This is a genomic window from Embleya sp. NPDC050493 (assembly GCF_044458105.1).
Lineage (GTDB): Bacteria > Actinomycetota > Actinomycetes > Streptomycetales > Streptomycetaceae > Embleya.
On record NZ_JBITHP010000003.1, the window covers coordinates 552719 to 567771 of the forward strand.

General features: G+C 72.6%; 14 protein-coding genes. 7 read left to right on the plus strand and 7 right to left on the minus strand.

Annotation, left to right across the window (positions count from 1 at the left end; translation table 11 throughout):
• Positions 1-171 precede the first annotated feature (171 nt).
• The 4 genes from ACIBM5_RS09140 to ACIBM5_RS09155 all read right to left on the minus strand — a co-directional run bounded on the left by ACIBM5_RS09140 (position 172) and on the right by ACIBM5_RS09155 (position 3212).
• Positions 172-1041: a biotin-dependent carboxyltransferase family protein gene (locus ACIBM5_RS09140; protein WP_396006175.1), complete on the minus strand. Its 870-nt coding sequence runs from the start codon at positions 1039-1041 to the stop codon at positions 172-174.
• A gap of 73 nt (positions 1042-1114) precedes the next feature.
• The gene (locus ACIBM5_RS09145) at positions 1115-1732 is read right to left on the minus strand and encodes an allophanate hydrolase subunit 1 (RefSeq protein ID WP_396006176.1); all 618 of its coding nucleotides are present in this window, start codon (positions 1730-1732) and stop codon (positions 1115-1117) included.
• Positions 1729-2493: a LamB/YcsF family protein gene (locus ACIBM5_RS09150; protein WP_391583974.1), complete on the minus strand. Its 765-nt coding sequence runs from the start codon at positions 2491-2493 to the stop codon at positions 1729-1731. The genes ACIBM5_RS09145 and ACIBM5_RS09150 overlap by 4 nt, the downstream gene beginning before the upstream one ends.
• Positions 2490-3212 carry a GntR family transcriptional regulator gene (locus ACIBM5_RS09155; protein ID WP_396006177.1) on the minus strand — a complete coding sequence of 241 codons (723 nt, stop codon included), beginning with the start codon at positions 3210-3212 and terminating at the stop codon, positions 2490-2492. Before ACIBM5_RS09155 ends, ACIBM5_RS09150 begins: the two co-directional genes overlap by 4 nt.
• 155 nt (positions 3213-3367) lie before the next feature.
• On the opposite strand from ACIBM5_RS09155, the gene ACIBM5_RS09160 reads away from it, so the two are divergent.
• The 5 genes from ACIBM5_RS09160 to ACIBM5_RS09180 all read left to right on the plus strand — a co-directional run bounded on the left by ACIBM5_RS09160 (position 3368) and on the right by ACIBM5_RS09180 (position 7456).
• Positions 3368-4132: a DUF969 domain-containing protein gene (locus ACIBM5_RS09160; RefSeq protein WP_396006178.1), complete on the plus strand. Its 765-nt coding sequence runs from the start codon at positions 3368-3370 to the stop codon at positions 4130-4132.
• Positions 4129-5097: a DUF979 domain-containing protein gene (locus ACIBM5_RS09165; protein WP_396006179.1), complete on the plus strand. Its 969-nt coding sequence runs from the start codon at positions 4129-4131 to the stop codon at positions 5095-5097. The genes ACIBM5_RS09160 and ACIBM5_RS09165 overlap by 4 nt, the downstream gene beginning before the upstream one ends.
• 77 nt (positions 5098-5174) lie before the next feature.
• Positions 5175-5819, plus strand: coding sequence for a pyroglutamyl-peptidase I (pcp, locus tag ACIBM5_RS09170; protein ID WP_396006180.1), 645 nt, complete (start codon positions 5175-5177; stop codon positions 5817-5819).
• A 268-nt stretch (positions 5820-6087) separates the two neighbouring features.
• Entirely contained in the window at positions 6088-6621 is a 534-nt protein-coding gene (locus ACIBM5_RS09175) for a hypothetical protein (protein WP_396006181.1), read from the plus strand.
• 196 nt (positions 6622-6817) lie between these two features.
• Positions 6818-7456 (plus strand): class F sortase, encoded by a 639-nt coding sequence (locus tag ACIBM5_RS09180; RefSeq protein ID WP_396006378.1) that lies wholly within the window; start codon positions 6818-6820, stop codon positions 7454-7456.
• Between the two features lie 214 nt (positions 7457-7670).
• Here ACIBM5_RS09180 and ACIBM5_RS09185 read toward each other — a convergent pair whose 3' ends face one another.
• Together ACIBM5_RS09185 and ACIBM5_RS09190 are read right to left on the minus strand one after the other, a co-directional pair.
• Entirely contained in the window at positions 7671-9449 is a 1779-nt protein-coding gene (locus tag ACIBM5_RS09185) for a histidinol-phosphatase (protein ID WP_396006182.1), read from the minus strand.
• 222 nt (positions 9450-9671) lie between these two features.
• Positions 9672-10385 (minus strand): DUF2306 domain-containing protein, encoded by a 714-nt coding sequence (locus ACIBM5_RS09190; RefSeq protein ID WP_396006183.1) that lies wholly within the window; start codon positions 10383-10385, stop codon positions 9672-9674.
• A 248-nt stretch (positions 10386-10633) separates the two neighbouring features.
• Here ACIBM5_RS09190 and ACIBM5_RS09195 point away from each other — a divergent pair, with 248 nt between their 5' ends.
• Positions 10634-11680, plus strand: coding sequence for a sensor histidine kinase (locus tag ACIBM5_RS09195; protein WP_396006184.1), 1047 nt, complete (start codon positions 10634-10636; stop codon positions 11678-11680).
• Positions 11677-12339, plus strand: a complete 663-nt coding sequence (locus ACIBM5_RS09200) for a response regulator (protein WP_396006185.1) — start codon at positions 11677-11679, stop codon at positions 12337-12339. Before ACIBM5_RS09195 ends, ACIBM5_RS09200 begins: the two co-directional genes overlap by 4 nt.
• 305 nt (positions 12340-12644) lie before the next feature.
• Here ACIBM5_RS09200 and fusA read toward each other — a convergent pair whose 3' ends face one another.
• Positions 12645-14765, minus strand: a complete 2121-nt coding sequence (gene fusA, locus ACIBM5_RS09205) for an elongation factor G (protein WP_396006186.1) — start codon at positions 14763-14765, stop codon at positions 12645-12647.
• Positions 14766-15053 lie beyond the last annotated feature (288 nt).

The following is a 15053-nucleotide window of genomic DNA, read 5'->3' on the forward strand; positions in this document are numbered from 1 at the left end:
GGAATGCACGGATTCGTCCGTGAGGAACTCACGGGCGCGGCGGTCGCTTCGCAGGTCGGCGCCGGGGTGCGGCCCGCTCCGGTGAGCGCGCGGGCGTGCCCCGGCAACTCCTTTGTAGCGCAGTCGAGTTGCCGGTTGATGGCATGCGGCGTGGTGCGGGTCGACCTGTGGTCAGTGCGCCGTGACGGTGAAGCGGACCGGTGTGCCGGGGACCGCCTGAGCGGCCGGGGCGAGGTGTTCCTCGGGGACCACGCCGATCACCGGGTAGCCGCCGGTGACCGGGTGGTCGGCCAGGAAGAGCACGGGCCGGCCGTCCGGGGGCACCTGTACGGCGCCCAACACCATGCCCTCGCTCGGCAGTTCGTCCGTGCGCGCCCAGCTCAGCGCGGGTCCGTCGGTGCGCAGCCCGATCCGGTTGCTCGCCGAGGCCACCGTGTAGCGGGCGGCGCCGAGCGCGGCGGGGGCGTCGGGTGCGAACCAGTCCCGGCGCGGGCCGAGCACCACCGGCAGCACGAGCTCGGTGGGCGGCCCCGGTCGACGGGACACATCCGCGTCCGGCGGCGTGGGGCCGGTCGGCTCGCCCAACCCGAGCACGTCGCCGTCGGCCAGCGGCGCGGGCCCCAGTCCGGAGAGCAGGTCGGTGGACCGGCTGCCCAGCACCGGCTCGACCGCCACGCCGCCGGCGAAGGCCAGATAGCCGCGCAGACCGGCGGTGGCCGGGCCGACGTCGAGCACGGCGCCGGCCGGGATCCGGATCGCCGCGCCCCACGCCACCGGGCGGCCCTGGACCCGGACCGTGCAGGGCGCGCCGACCACCGCGGCCACGGTGGTCGCGCACACCCGCACGGCGGTGCCGGTCAAGGTGGTCTCCAGGGTCGCCGCGTCGGGCGGATTGCCGACCAGGCGATTGGCGAGCCGGTGTGCGGGCTGGTCCAGCGCGCCGGAGCGGGGCACACCCAGGTGCGCGAACCCGGCGCGGCCCAGGTCCTGCACGGTGGTCAGGGCGCCGGCCCGGACCACCTGGATGGCGCGCGTGTTCATTGCTCCTCCGGTGCGGAGAGCGTCCGCATGGTGGTCGGGGCGTCCGCTCGGACCGCCTCGACGGCGCGCGCCCTCATCGGTCCTCCGGCACGAAGTGCACCCGCACCCCGGGAGCGAACAGGGCGGCGGGCTCACGGGCGGCGTCCCACAACACCGCGTCGGTGCTGCCGACCAGTTGCCAACCTCCGGGCGAGGAGCGCGGGTACACGCCCGCGTACTCGCCGGCCAGTCCCAGCGAGCCGACCGGGACGGCGGTGCGCGGCGTGGCCCGGCGGGCCAGGTGATAGCGCCGGGGCAGGCCGGTGAGGTAGCCGAATCCGGGGGCGAAGCCACAGAAGGCGACCCGGAAGGTGATCCCGCCGATGATCTCGGGCACGCGCCCGACCGGCACCCGCCACAGGTCGGCCACCTCGGCCAGGTCCGGCCCGTCGTAGCGCACCGCGATCTCGATCAGCTCGCCCGCCTCGGCGGACAGCGGCGGGATGTGCCACCCGGGGACGTCGGCGGCCAGGGCGGCCGGTTCCGCGAGCCCGTCCAGCAGCACGGTGCGTGCGGCCGGGACGATCTCGCGGACCGTCGGCAGGGTTCCCGCGGCGCGTCGGCGCAGCAGTTCGGCGTGCAGCGCCTCGGCCCGGTCGGCCGTGTCCACCTCCAGGAGCAGCGCGTGTCGGCCCACCGGCAGGGCCCTCACGCGAACGGCTCCAGGGACACGTCGGCGGCCAGCAGCGCGCGGCGGACCCGCAGCGCCAGCTCGGCCGCACCCGGGGTGTCACCGTGCAGGCACAGCGACCGGGCCGAGACGGCGACCCGCTCTCCCGTGATGGCGACGACGGCGCCCTCACGCGCCATCGTCAGCGAGCGGGACACGACCCGGTCCCCGTCGTGGACGACGGCTCCGGGTTCCCCGCGCGGCACCAGGGTGCCCTGCGCGGTGTATGCGCGGTCCGCGAACGCCTCGCGTACGCAAGGCAGTCCGGCGGACTCGGCAGCTTCGAGCAGGCGTGAGCCGGGCAGCCCCAGGACCGGCAGCGCAGCGCCGGCCAGGAGCACGCCGGCGACCACCGCGCCGGCCTGGTCCTCGTCCCACACCGTGCGGTTGTACAGCGCGCCGTGCGGCTTGAGATAGGCCACCCGGGCCCCGGCGGCACGTGCGAAGACCTCCAACGCGCCGATCTGATAGGCCACTTCGGCGGCCAGCTCGGCGGCCGGCACGTCCATCGCGCGGCGGCCGAAGCCGGCCAGGTCGCGATAGGAGACCTGTGCGCCGATCCGCACGTCGTGCTCGGCGGCCAGGTCGCAGACCCGACGCATCGTGATCGGATCCCCGGCGTGGAATCCGCACGCGACGTTGGCGCTGGTCACCACGGACAGCAGTGCCTCGTCGTCGGTCAGCGTCCAGCGGCCGAAGCCCTCGCCCAGGTCGGCGTTGAGGTCGATCACGGTGGCGCTCATGCGCCGTCCATGCGCATCGCCGTGCAGATCATCTCGCACGCGTCGTCCAGGTACCGCTCCAGAACCACCGCGGCGCCGGCGGTGTCGCCGGCCGCGAGCAGGTCGGCGATCCGCCGGTTGCGGCGCAGGAACGGTTCGTGCAGCGCCCGGGCCGAGGGCATGGCCAGGAAGGCCAGCCGCAGCTCGGCGATCAGCCGGGTCATGTACTCGTCCAGACGCGGGCTGCCCGCGAGGGCGACCAGGGCCCGGTGGAAGCGCAGGTCGGCGGTGCCGACCTCGGGCCAGTCGCCGGCGTCGGCCGCCGCCTCGCCGCCGGCGACCGCCGCGTGCAGTGCGGCGATGCGCTCGGGTGCGGCCGTGGCGGCGGCCCGCAGACCGGTGCCCTCCAGGGCCCGACGGACCGCGTAGATGTCGGACACGTCGTCGGGGTCGAGCATGCGGACGAAGACGCCGCGATTCATCTCGTGCACGACCAGGCGGCCGTCGACCAGCGTGCGGAACGCCTCACGCAGCGTGTTGCGGGAGACACCGAGGGCGGCGCCCAGGGCCTGTTCGGACAGTCGGGTGCCTGGTGGCAGCGCGCCCTCGGCGATGCGATCGCGCAACACCTCGGCGACGCGTTGTGCGGTGCCCGCGCGTCCGAGCAGGTCGCGATCGGCGGCAAGGCGTCCGAGCGTGTCGTCGGCGGAAGGCCGGGCGAGGTCGACGTCTTGGCCCATGTGGGGTTCCCCCAGAGTGCGACGGGCAGTGCGGGAGGAGTAGATCAAGTTCCCGCACCGTTCACAAGGTCTTGTGGGATTGTTCAACAATAGCTTAGCCTCCTCGGCACCTCCTCGTCCCCCTGTTCGAGGACCCGAGCGTGGAAGGCTGCGCAATGATTGTGCTCCTCGGCGTCCTACTGGTGATCGTAGGGTTCGCCACTCGACGCAACCCCCTGTTGGTGGTCGGCGTTTCCGGCGTGGCCACCGGCCTGCTCGGAGACCTGTCACCGCGCGAAGTGCTCGCCGCGTTCGGCAACGGCTTCGCGTCCAGCCGGGGCGTGACGATCTTCGCGATCACCCTGCCGGTGATCGGCCTCCTGGAACGCAACGGCCTCCGGGAGCAGGCCCGTACCCTGATCGCGCGGTTCGGCAGGCTTACCACCGGGCGCTTCCTGGTGCTGTACCTGGGCCTGCGTCAGCTCACCGCCGCGGTCGGCCTGGTCACCCTGGGCGGACCGGCCCAGACGGTACGCCCGTTGGTGGTTCCGATGGCCGAGGGCGCCGCCGAGCGCAGCCACGGGCCGCTCCCGGACAAGGTCCGGGAGAAGATCCGTTCGCATGCCGCGGGCGCCGACAACGTCGGCCTGTTCTTCGGCGAGGACTGCTTTCTGGCGGTCGGCTCGATCCTGCTGATCACCGGCTTCGTGAACACCACGTACCACCAGCACATCGAGCCGTTGCACGTGGCGCTGTGGGCGATTCCCACCGCCGTCTTCGCGTTCCTCATCCACGGCTGGCGACTGCTGCGGCTGGACCGCACGTTGGCCCGCGAGTTCGCGGCCGTCCCCGCCGCCGGGCCGGTCGCCGAGACCGTCGCCGCATCCGTGGCCGCACGTCCCGCCGCCGCTGGCGCCGTTGCCGAGAGGAAGCTCAAGTGATCGAGGTCGAATGGTTCTTCTGGCTGGTCGGCGCCATCTTCCTGGTGATGGCCGGGCAGATGCTCGTGGACCGCAGCAATGCCAAGCGCTTCGGCAGCGCCGCGTTCTGGGGCCTGCTCGGTGCGGGCTTCATCTACAGCACCCGAGTCGTGGAGAAGACCTCCCCGGCCGAACCGCTGGGCGTGGCCGTGCTGGTGATGGTGTGTCTGGCGGGCTTCGGCTTCACCGGCAAGGGCGCCGTGCACAGTACCGACAGCGAGCAGCGGGTGGCCATCGCCGCCCGCCTCGGCAGCCGCCTGTTCATTCCGGCACTGACCATCCCGGTGGTGGCGATGGTGTGCGCGGTGATCGTGAAGAAGTGGCACATCGGCTCCGAACCGGTCCTGCAAAAGGGCAGCGAAACCCTCCTGGGCCTGGGCATCGGCGCGATCGTCGCACTCGTGGTCGGCATGCTCGTGGTCCGCGAGAAGCGCATCAGCGTGCCGATCCACGAGGGTCGTTCGATGCTGGAGGCGATGGGCTGGGCACTGCTTCTGCCGCAACTGCTGGCCACGCTCGGTTCGATCTTCCAGGTCTCGGGGGTCGGCAAGCAGGTCGGCGTGCTCACCTCGAAGGTGCTGCCGGACGGCAAGATCTACGTCGCGGTGATCGTGTACTGCCTGGGCATGTTCCTGTTCACCACGATCATGGGCAACGCCTTCGCCGCGTTCCCGGTGATGACCGCGGCGATCGGCTGGCCGGTGCTGGTGGTCGAGGGCGGCGGCGACCCGGCGGTGGTGCTCGCCCTGGGCATGCTGGCGGGCTTCTGCGGCACGCTGTGCACCCCGATGGCGGCCAACTTCAACCTCGTGCCCGCGGCCCTGTTGGGACTCAAGGACCAGTACGGGCCGATCAAGGCGCAACTGCCCACCGCGGGCGCGCTGCTGGTCGTCAACATCGGCATCATGTCGGCCTTCGCGTTCTGAGCCCGCCCGGCCCCTGCGCCCCGCCTCCTTCCGTTCGCCTCGTTCCGCTCGCTCGGCCGTCCCAGGAGACAACAGTCATGACCCGCGTACTCGTCACCGGATTCGACACCTTCGCCGGCGAGGCCACCAATCCCTCGTGGGAGGCCGTGCGGCTGCTCGCGGAGGCGCCCGAACCGGGCCTGACGGTGACGGTGGTGAAGCTGTCCTGTGTGTATGGGGTGGCGCTGAAGGAACTGCGGGCGGCCGTCGAGCGGGTCGATCCCGACCTGGTGCTGTGCGTGGGCCAGGCCGGCGGCCGGCCGGACGTCACCGTGGAGCGGGTCGCGGTCAACATCGACGACGCCCGGATCCCGGACAACGCCGGTCGGCAGCCGATCGACACACCCGTCGTCGAGGCGGGCCCCGCCGCGTACTTCGCCACGCTGCCGGTCAAGGCGTGCGTGGCGGCGGCCCGCGCGGCCGGCGTGCCCGCATCGGTGTCCCAGACGGCCGGCACCTTCGTCTGCAACCACGTCTTCTACGGCCTGATGCATCTGCTCGCCACCGAACGCCCCACCACCCGCGGCGGCTTCGTGCACGTGCCGTTCTCCTCCGACCAGGCCACCGATCGGGTGGTCCCCTCACTCCCGCTGCCCACCATCACCGCCGGCCTGCGCGCGATCGTGACCACGGCCGTCACCCGCACGGACGACATCACCGCCCCGGGCGGCGCCACCCACTGAACCCCGCCGGGGGGAGGGGCGCCGGATGGGGTCGAGCGCCGAAGGTCACCCATTCGGCCAGTCCGCGGGCGAATCGTGCGAACCGGGTCCCGATACCGGGTGGCGTGCGGAAACCCGGGGCCCATCGGGTGACACAGTGTATCCACTCGGCTCCGTGGCGGCATTCTCGGCATGCGAGGGGCCGTGCGCCCGGCTTATCTGGAAGTCGCGAGCACGGCTGTCCCAGCGGTAGGTCGCTACCGCGTCCGGGCTCGCCGGAGGTTGCATCATGCGTTCGATCACCAGGTTTGCGGGCGCCACGCTTCTCGGCGCGAGTCTCGCGCTGGCCGCTCCCACGGCCGGCCACGCGGCCCCCGCCCGTACTCAGGTCGACCCGGCGGACTGCGCCAAGGCGGTCGCCGCGGCGGCGAAGGCCCAATTGCAGTACGACGCCGCGGTCGCGGACTTCGCCAAGGCAGCGGCCGGGCGGCCCGACAAGTCCCGGCAGGAACAGCTCGACCGCACCAGGAACGAGATGAGCGCCGCGACCTCGGCCGCCGCCAAGGCCTGCCCGAACGTCAAGATCCCCGCCGGCGAGGGCGGACCCGACAAGGGCCGGGCGGACGCCGCCCAGGCCGCGCACGGCGGCGCGGCCGGATCCGACGGCAAGTACGCCCAGGCCCCCTCGGGCAGCATGCACACCGGTGCCGGTGGTACGTCCGGCACTGCCGGCGGCAGCGGAATCGCGCTCGGCGTGGGCCTGTTCGCCGCCGGTGCGGGCGTCGTCGTGCTGCGTCGCCGACGCGGCACGGACCGAGTCTGAGCGGAACCCTCGCCGCTCGGACCACCGCGTTCCCGCACCGCCCGGCCCCGGTCGCGGCGGTGCGGGAACGCGGGTGTAACCCACCGACCACGTGGGTGACTTCGGGCCACGGCCCCGCCCGGGCATGCCGGGAGCAACCCCGTCAGGAGCAGCAGTGGACCCTTCGGCCCCGCCCGACGAAGGTCGCAGGCGCACCATGGGGCCGGTGGGCGCCGGCGTCGTCGCGATGTGCCTCGGCGCCGCGTTGATCGTCAACGGCGCCGGGGCCGCCGACCCGCCGCCGCAGCCCGGCGAGGCCCGGGTCTATCCGGACGAGCCACGCCCGGCGCCGAACGATCCGCCGCCGCTGGCCCCGCTGGCGTCCGCGGCGCCGATCCGGGTGCGGATCCCGGCGATCTCGGTGGACGCACCGCTGACCGGTCTGGGCCTGGAGGACGGCGGCCGGCTCGCGGCCCCGCCCGACGACGAGGTCAACCTCGCGGGCTGGTATCGCAGCGGCACCGCGCCCGGTGCGGGTGGTACCGCGATCGTGGCCGGCCACGTCGACACCCGGGAGGGCCCGGCGGTCTTCTACCACCTCGGCGAGCTGCATCGGGGGAACACCGTCGAGGTGGATCGCGCCGACGGCGACACGGCGATCTTCACCGTGGACGCGATCGAGGTCTACCGCGCCGAGCAATTCCCCGACCGCCGCGTCTACGGCGCCGCGAAGGGTGCGGAGTTGCGGCTGATCACCTGCGGGGCGGGCTTCGACCGAGCGGAGCAGCGCTACCTGGGCAATGTCGTCGCGTTCGCGCACCTGACCGGCCTGGTCCCGGGACGGCACACGTCCTGAAACGCCGCCGCCCCGCCGACCGGATGGCCGTCGGGGCGGGGCGAACAGCGCGGCAGGGCGAACGGTCGGGGCGCACGGCGCACGGCGCACAGCGCGGCGGGGTCGAGGCCGAAGCCGGGACCGGGGCCCGGGACCGGGCCGAGCGCCCCGCCCCGGCCCCCGCCTCGATTCCGGCCGGGCCCCTGCCCCGCCGTACCGCGTGCGGGTTGTTACCTCAGTGCGAACCCTTGACGTCGACGAAGATCGGGTTGCTGTAGAACCAGATGTCGCGCCACGGGTCGCCGTCGTTGTTCGGGTGCTGGATCGGGCCGGCCGGGTCGACGCCGGCGCCGAACGGGCCCACGCCGTGCCGGTTGCCGTCGCTGCCGCGCAGACGGACGTAGTACGGCTTGTTCCGGCGCGGCAGTTGCACCTTCAGGGTGTAGGTGCCGGTGCGGCCGGACACGTCGATGCGCTTGCTCACCCGCGTGTCCGGGGCCTGCCACGAGTCCGCGTCGCGGGACTTGCCGGTGACCGTTCCGGTGATCACGTCCACGTGCGCGAGGCGGGGCACCTCGCCGTGGTAGTTGGGCCGGCTCGCGGTGGTGATCCGGATGTAGAGGGTGGCGCCGCGGTTGGCCGCCAGCGGCAACCGGCCGCCCAGGGTGACCGGCTCGGTGTGGCCGTTGTCCGCGACCATCCACACGTCCAGGCCGTCCAGAAGCTGGCCGTGGTCCACCCACACCCGACCGGCCCGCAGGCCGGCCATCACGTCGCGGTAGCCGAAGCGCTCGACACCCACGTGGGTGCGGCTGAACTGACCCGGCCAGAAGTCGCTGCCGGGCTGCGGGACTCCGGTGTCCACGGGCAGCGGCTTGGAGCCCAGGTCGTCGAAGCCCTTGCCGGGCGGGTAGGCGCCGTCCGCGTGGGTGTCGAACATGGTGCGGTGGTTGTCCGAGTTCGAGGTGACCGACCACAGCCGGCCCTCGGCGAGCAGCGCGTCCCACATGCCGCCGACCGTCGAGGTCATCCAGTCGAAGCCGCCGTGCGTGCGGTAGCTCTCGATCGGGTACCGCGGCCAGCTCTGCGGCGACGGCGCGTTCTGGTACTCGCCGCGCTGGAAGGTGCCCGGACCCGACTGTCCCTCGCGGTACTTCACCCAGGCCGGGTCGGCGTTGGCCTGCGAACCGGGCGCGCCCTCGAAGCCGAGGAAGATCGAGGGGTCCGCGTCCTGCCACGCGCGCAGTTCGTGCGGCGAGACGATGCCCAGCCGACTGGGGTGGTTGGCCAGCACCAGGACGTCCTCGACGAAGCCCTCACGCCGGCGCTGCCCGAGCCAGCGGATCGCCTCCACCGCCTTGGCCTCGTTGGCCGCGGTGACCGGGTCGCCGGGGGCGCCCACGTCGAACTTGTTGAGCTTGGCGTCGAAGGTCAGCTCGAATCGGCGGAGCAGTTCCACCTCGTTCCGGCCGGGCGCGACCATCACGGTGGCGTGCTCGGCGGCGGGGACGTACCACTCCAGGCCCTGGAAGATCAGCACCCGGGGGTTCTCCTGGCGGGCCTTGACGATCTCCGCGTGCTCGCGCTCCGCGCCGCCGGCGTTGGCGTGGCCGAAGTTGGCGTGCTCGGTGTAGACGATCCAGTCCAGGCCGAACTGCCGACCCTGCGCGGCCGACTGGGCGAAGCCGTACTTGGCGTCGTGGCTGTAGACCGTGTGTACGTGGTGGTCGCCCACCAGGTAGACGAACTTGGCGGGCGGGCCGTCCTGGCCCGGTCGCGAACTCGCCTGCACCGCATCGTCGGACTCGGCCGCGGCGGCCGAACCGGCACCCACCGCGCCGAGCGCCGACGCGCCGAGGAAGCCGGCTCCGAACAGGCCGGCCCGACCGATCAGACCACGCCGGGACACACCCTGCGGGTCGAGCCGGTCCTCGGCCACCTCCGGGTCGGCCCATTCGGGCAATTGCGGAGTGGGGTGGTCGTCGGGTCGGTTCGAGTGGTCCTCGGTCGCCATGTGCGTTCCTCCGGTCTGGGGCATGGGCGGATGCCGCGGCAGACGCTATGGGCCGTAGGTGGCGATTGGGCGACATCCGCCCCTCGCGCACATGACGGGCACAATGATCTTGAGGTGTCCGGGCTTCGACGGCATCGACCGGCATCGACCGGCCCGGACCGGCATGGACCGGATCGAACAAGCTCGAACCGTCTCGGACCGGCTTCGACCGGAGGCCGCAGCTCAGCCGGCCCGCGGCTGCGGATCGGGCGCCGGGTCGCGCGCCGGGTCGGCCTGCCGGTGCCCGGCCCGCGGGCGTTGGCCGCGCCGGCGCAGCAGCAGTTCGACCACGATCAGGTTGGGCACCCAGCACAGGAACGGGACGACCCGGTACGCGCGGTCGAAGTCGGTCATCGGGACCAGGACGACCAGCCACAGGCGCAGCGTCACCGCCGCGTAGGTGAACGCGAAGGCACGCTGCATCCAACGCCGGTGTTCGCCGACCGTGCCCCAGCGGATGGCGCGCAGGCCCATCAGCGCGCAGGTCACCCACAACACCGCCGGCATGCCGAAGCCGGCCGTGCCCACCGCGCCGGCCAGGTTCAGCGGCGCGAGCACCAGGCCGGCCGCGCCGCCGAGCAGGATGCACGCCACCGTCACTCGGCCGCAGATCCGGTGCAGCCGCGGCGACCGGCGGCGGACCCGGGCCGACAGTTGTGCCGGAGACAGCAGCAGGGCCAGGCCGGCGGCGACGATGTGGGTGTAGAAGAACGCCTGCGCCCATCGCGGTCGGTCCGCGTAGTTCGCGGCGATGCCGCTGTCGTCCGAGGCCAGATCGGCGAGCGTGTCGGTCAGGTAGGGAAGCGGCGCGAACACCGCGACGGCCAGGGCGCTCAGGGCCAACCACCACACCCCGACCGTGCGTCGTCGGGTCGATTCGTGCGTCACCGCTGTCATCTCCGGGCGTCCCTTCCCCCGTGCGCCGGCAACGCTCTTCCCGTGTGCCGGCGACGCTGTCTCCCGCGGGCCGGCCACGCATTTCCCGTATGCCGGCGACGCTCTTGCGCCGAGTGCCGGCAACGCTAGGAAGCGAGGGGCGCCCCGCTCGCCCCTCGCGGCGGGGGAATCGCCTACCTCCCGCGAGGGAGGTACGTCTCCGTCGGGGGGAGGTGACCGATGTGACCGATGCCGGTGCAGGATGGGCCATGCGCATTTCCGACGCCTGGCTGACCGTGGGGTTCGTGGTCGCGGCGGCCTCGGTGACCGTGCTCGCCCCGGCCGGCCCGCCGTACCACGCGTTGGACCCGGTGGGTGTCGGGCTCGCGGTCGGATCCGCGCTGTGCCTGCTCTGGCGCCGGGTCGCGCCGATCCCGGTGGTCTTCGCCACGTCGGTGCTGGTGGTGGTCAACGCGGCGGTGGGCTACGCCACCACGGTGACCCAGTGGCCGGCCTGGATCTCGTTGTTCACCCTCTTCTCGCTGCGGGGGGCGACCGCCCGGGTCATCGGGTCGATCATCGAGTTGTCGGCGGTGGGCGGGTACGTCGTCCTGGATCGTGCGCCGGTCGGCGGCGCGGACGTGTTCGGCGTGGCGGTCTGCTTCCTGTTGGCCGTCGTCACCGGCGACGCCGCCCGCAGCCGGCGGGCCGTCTCGGTCGCCGAACACGCCCGGGTGCGGGCCGAGGAGCGCACCGAATTGGCCCGCGAACTGCACGACGCGATCGGGCACGCGGTGAATGTGATGGTCATGCAGGCGGGTGTCGGGCGCCGGGTGTTCGCCGACGACCCGACCTTCGCACGCGAGGCGCTGGGCAACATCGAGAGCGTCGGCCGCGAGGCGCTCGGCGAGTTGGACCGGCTGGTCCGAGTGCTGCACGCGGCCGAGCCGGTCACCGATCTGACCGGCCTGGTGGAGCGGGTCCGGGCCGCCGGACGGGAGTTGCGGCTGAACGCCGAGGAGGTCGCGGTGAGCGAGGGTGTCGCCCGGGCGCTGCACCGGATCGTCCAGGAGGCGCTGACCAACGCGCTGCGGCACACCGAGACGGGCCGGATAGACGTGGACCTGGTCCGGTCGAACGGCACGGTGGTGCTGGAGATCGTCAACCAGGGCCGACACCGGCCGGTGGGCCCGCCCGGCCGCGGTCTGGCCAACATGCGCGAACGCGCCCGCCTGGTCGGCGGCGAGGTGGAGGCCGGTCCGATCCAGGCGGGCTTTCGGGTGCGCGCGACCCTCCCGGCCGAGGCGCGTTCGTGATCCGGGTCCTGCTGGTCGACGACGACGCGTTGGTGCGCAGCGGGCTGCGGGCGCTGCTGCGGGCCGAGCCGGGCATCGACGTGGTGGGCGAGGCGGCGAACGGTGTCGAGGCGGTGCGCGGGGCGCTCGAACATCGCCCCGACGTGGTGGTGATGGACATCCGGATGCCGGTCCGCGACGGGGTCTTTGCCACCCGGGATCTGATGGCCGTGCCGGATCGCCCGCGGGTCCTGGTGCTCACCACATTCGACCTGGACGAGGTGGTGGACGACGCGATCACCGCCGGCGCGGACGGATTCCTGCTCAAGCGGGCCACGCCCGAGGAACTGGTCGCGGCGATCCGTACGGTCGCCGCGGGCGACGCGGTGGTGTCGCCGGCGGTGGCCCGCAGGCTGTTCGCCTCGCACGCCGCACGCGTGGGACCGGACCACGCGCGTGCGGCCCGGCTCACCGAGCGCGAGGCGGACGTATTGCGGGCGATGGCGCTGGGCCTGTCGAACACCGAGATCGCCCGCACGCTGCATCTGTCCGTGGAGACGGTCAAGACGCACGTCAAGCACATACTGGCCAAACTGTACGTGCGCGACCGCACCCAGGCGGTGGTGTGGGCGTACCGAACAGGCTTCGCCTATCGCGGTACGGTGCCCGCCCCGGACTGATCCGGACCGAACCCGGGTCAGGGGCCGGGGGGTTGTGGCCGAAGGTGCTCGCGCCTGTCGGTGCGGGCGTCGCGGGGTAGGGTCCCGGGCGCCGTCGCGCCTGCCGCCATGGCGTCGTGGTGTCGGGTCCGGGGTGTTCGTGCCTGTCGGCGCGGGACTCGCGCAGTCGGTGGGTCGTCACGTGCCGATGCCCGCCGGTGCCGCGCAGCGTGGGCGGCCTCCCGTCGCGTCGGTCCCGACGGGAGGCCTGCTCCGGGGGCGCGGAATTCCGCGTGGTGAGCGGAATTCCGCACCCCCGTCGGCGATTACGCCGTGCTCGCCTTGGCCAGGATCGCCTCCGCGACGTGCCCGGGGACTCGGGCGTACGCGGCGAACTCCATCGTGTAGCTCGCCCGACCCGAGGTCCGGCCGCGCAGGTCGCCCACGTAGCCGAACATCTCGGCGAGCGGCACCAGCGCCGTGACCACCTTGGCGCCGGAGCGCTCGGTCATCGTGGAGACCTGTCCACGCCGGGCGTTGAGATTGCCGATGACCTCACCCAGGTATTCCTCGGGCGTGGTCACCTCGACCGCCATGGTCGGTTCGAGCAGCGCCGGCGACGCGAGTCGCGCGGCCTCCTTGAAGGCCAACGATCCGGCGATCCGGAAGGCCATCTCGGACGAGTCGACGTCGTGGAAGTCGCCGTCGAGCAGGGTGACCCGAAGCCCGGTGAGCGGGTAGCCCGCCAGCACCCCGAACTCCATCGCGGCGCGGCAACCCGCGTCCACCGACGGGATGAACTCCTTCGGGATGCGCCCGCCGGTGATCTTGTCGACGAACTCGTAGCCCTCTCCCTCCAGTGGTTCGATCGCGATCCGGACCTTGGCGTATTGGCCCTTGCCGCCGGTCTGCTTGCGATAGGTGTAGTCGTGCCCGGCCACCGCCGCGCACACCGTCTCGCGGTAGGCGACCCGGGGCCGGCCGACGTCGGCGGCGACGTCGAACTCCAGCCGCATCCGGTCGACCAGCACCTCCAGGTGCAGTTCGCCCATGCCGGAGACGATGGTCTGGCCGGTCTCCCGGTCGGTCTTGACCCGGAAGGACGGATCCTCCTCGGCCAGGCGCTGGATGGCGACGCCCAGTTTCTCCTGGTCCGCCCGGGACCTGGGTTCGATGGCCACTTCGAGCACCGGTACGGGGAAGTCCATCGATTCCAGGATCACCGGGTGCGCCGGATCGCACAGGGTCTCGCCGGTGGTGGTCTGCCGCAGCCCCATCACCGCGACGATGTCGCCGGCGCCCACGGACGCGATCTCCTCTCGTTTGGCGGCGTGCATCCGGTAGATCTTGCCGACCCGTTCCTTGCGACCCTTGACCGGATTGTGCACCTGGTCGCCGGCGGCGAGTCGGCCCGAGTACACCCGGATGAAGGTCAGCTTGCCCAGGTGCGGATCACTCGCGATCTTGAACGCCAGTGCCGCGAGCGGCTGTTCGTCCGACGGCTTGCGCTCGACCTCGGTCCGTTCCGCGTCGACCGCGTGTCCCACGATCGCGTCCACGTCCAGCGGCGACGGCAGGTAGCGTACGACGGCATCGAGCAGTGGCTGAACTCCCTTGTTCTTGAAGGCGGTTCCACACAGGACCGGGGTGACGGTGCGGCCTTCGTCGAGACCGGAGGCGATGGTGATCCGCCGGATCGCGGCGTGCAGCCGCGCCTCGGTGGGCTCCTCGCCCGCCAGGTACAGCTCCAACATCGCCTCGTCGTGTTCGGCCACGGTCTCCAGCAGTCGGCCGCGCCAGGTCAGCGCGGTCGCCAGGTACGCGGCCGGGATCTCGACGTCCTCGTACGCCTCGCCGAGTCCGCTCTCGGCGGACCACAGCAGGGCCCGCATGCGGACCAGGTCGACCACGCCGCGGAAGTCGGCCTCGGCGCCGATCGGCACCTGCACGACCAGGGCCACCGCGCCCAGCCGTTCGCCGATCATCTCGACGCAACGATGGAACTCGGCGCCGGTGCGGTCGAGTTTGTTGACGAAGCAGATCCGGGGCACCCGGTAGCGGTCCGCCTGCCGCCACACCGTCTCGGACTGCGGTTCGACGCCTGCGACCCCGTCGAAGACGGTCACCGCGCCGTCGAGCACGCGCAGGCAGCGTTCCACCTCGACGGTGAAGTCGACGTGGCCGGGTGTGTCGATCAGGTTGATCCGGTGACTCACCCCGTCCAGGGTCCAGTCGCAGGTGATCGCGGCGGACGTGATGGTGATGCCGCGATCGCGCTCCTGCGGCATCCAGTCCGTCGTGGTGGTGCCGTCGTGCACTTCGCCGATCCGGTGCGAGGCGCCCGTGTAGAACAGGATGCGCTCGGTGGTGGTGGTCTTGCCGGCGTCGATGTGGGCCATGATCCCGATGTTGCGGATGCCGGCGAGGTCGCGGGCGGGTGTGGTCATGACGGGTCTTCTCTCCTGCTCGACGGGATGGATGGTGACGAATCCGGGCAGCCGCCATCGACCCGTCGCCGCGCCGAGCCGGCCCGGCGCGCGGCACGGCCGCGTGCGGTGGGTGCACGGCACGGAGGGGGACGGATTTCGTCGGATGGCAGGCATGCCGGGGCGCGGTGGCCGCCGGGACCGGTGCGCGCGCTACCGGACACACCCCATCGACCCGTGCGCGCACCGCGCACGCGCCGGTCGGCGACACCGCACGCCGGTACGAGGGCGGGACGGTGTGCCGGTCCG

What these genes read in the sequence shown, in the direction of transcription:
- ACIBM5_RS09150 (WP_391583974.1), bottom strand. Translation starts at nt 2,493, where the DNA reads ATGAGCGCCACCGTGATCGACCTCAACGCCGACCTGGGCGAGGGCTTC.
- ACIBM5_RS09155 (WP_396006177.1), bottom strand. Translation starts at nt 3,212, where the DNA reads ATGGGCCAAGACGTCGACCTCGCCCGGCCTTCCGCCGACGACACGCTC.
- ACIBM5_RS09185 (WP_396006182.1), bottom strand. Translation starts at nt 9,449, where the DNA reads ATGGCGACCGAGGACCACTCGAACCGACCCGACGACCACCCCACTCCG.
- ACIBM5_RS09195 (WP_396006184.1), top strand. Translation starts at nt 10,634, where the DNA reads ATGCGCATTTCCGACGCCTGGCTGACCGTGGGGTTCGTGGTCGCGGCG.
- fusA (WP_396006186.1), bottom strand. Translation starts at nt 14,765, where the DNA reads ATGACCACACCCGCCCGCGACCTCGCCGGCATCCGCAACATCGGGATC.
- ACIBM5_RS09160 (WP_396006178.1), top strand. Translation starts at nt 3,368, where the DNA reads ATGATTGTGCTCCTCGGCGTCCTACTGGTGATCGTAGGGTTCGCCACT.
- ACIBM5_RS09180 (WP_396006378.1), top strand. Translation starts at nt 6,818, where the DNA reads ATGGGGCCGGTGGGCGCCGGCGTCGTCGCGATGTGCCTCGGCGCCGCG.
- ACIBM5_RS09190 (WP_396006183.1), bottom strand. Translation starts at nt 10,385, where the DNA reads ATGACAGCGGTGACGCACGAATCGACCCGACGACGCACGGTCGGGGTG.
- ACIBM5_RS09140 (WP_396006175.1), bottom strand. Translation starts at nt 1,041, where the DNA reads ATGAACACGCGCGCCATCCAGGTGGTCCGGGCCGGCGCCCTGACCACC.
- ACIBM5_RS09175 (WP_396006181.1), top strand. Translation starts at nt 6,088, where the DNA reads ATGCGTTCGATCACCAGGTTTGCGGGCGCCACGCTTCTCGGCGCGAGT.
- pcp (WP_396006180.1), top strand. Translation starts at nt 5,175, where the DNA reads ATGACCCGCGTACTCGTCACCGGATTCGACACCTTCGCCGGCGAGGCC.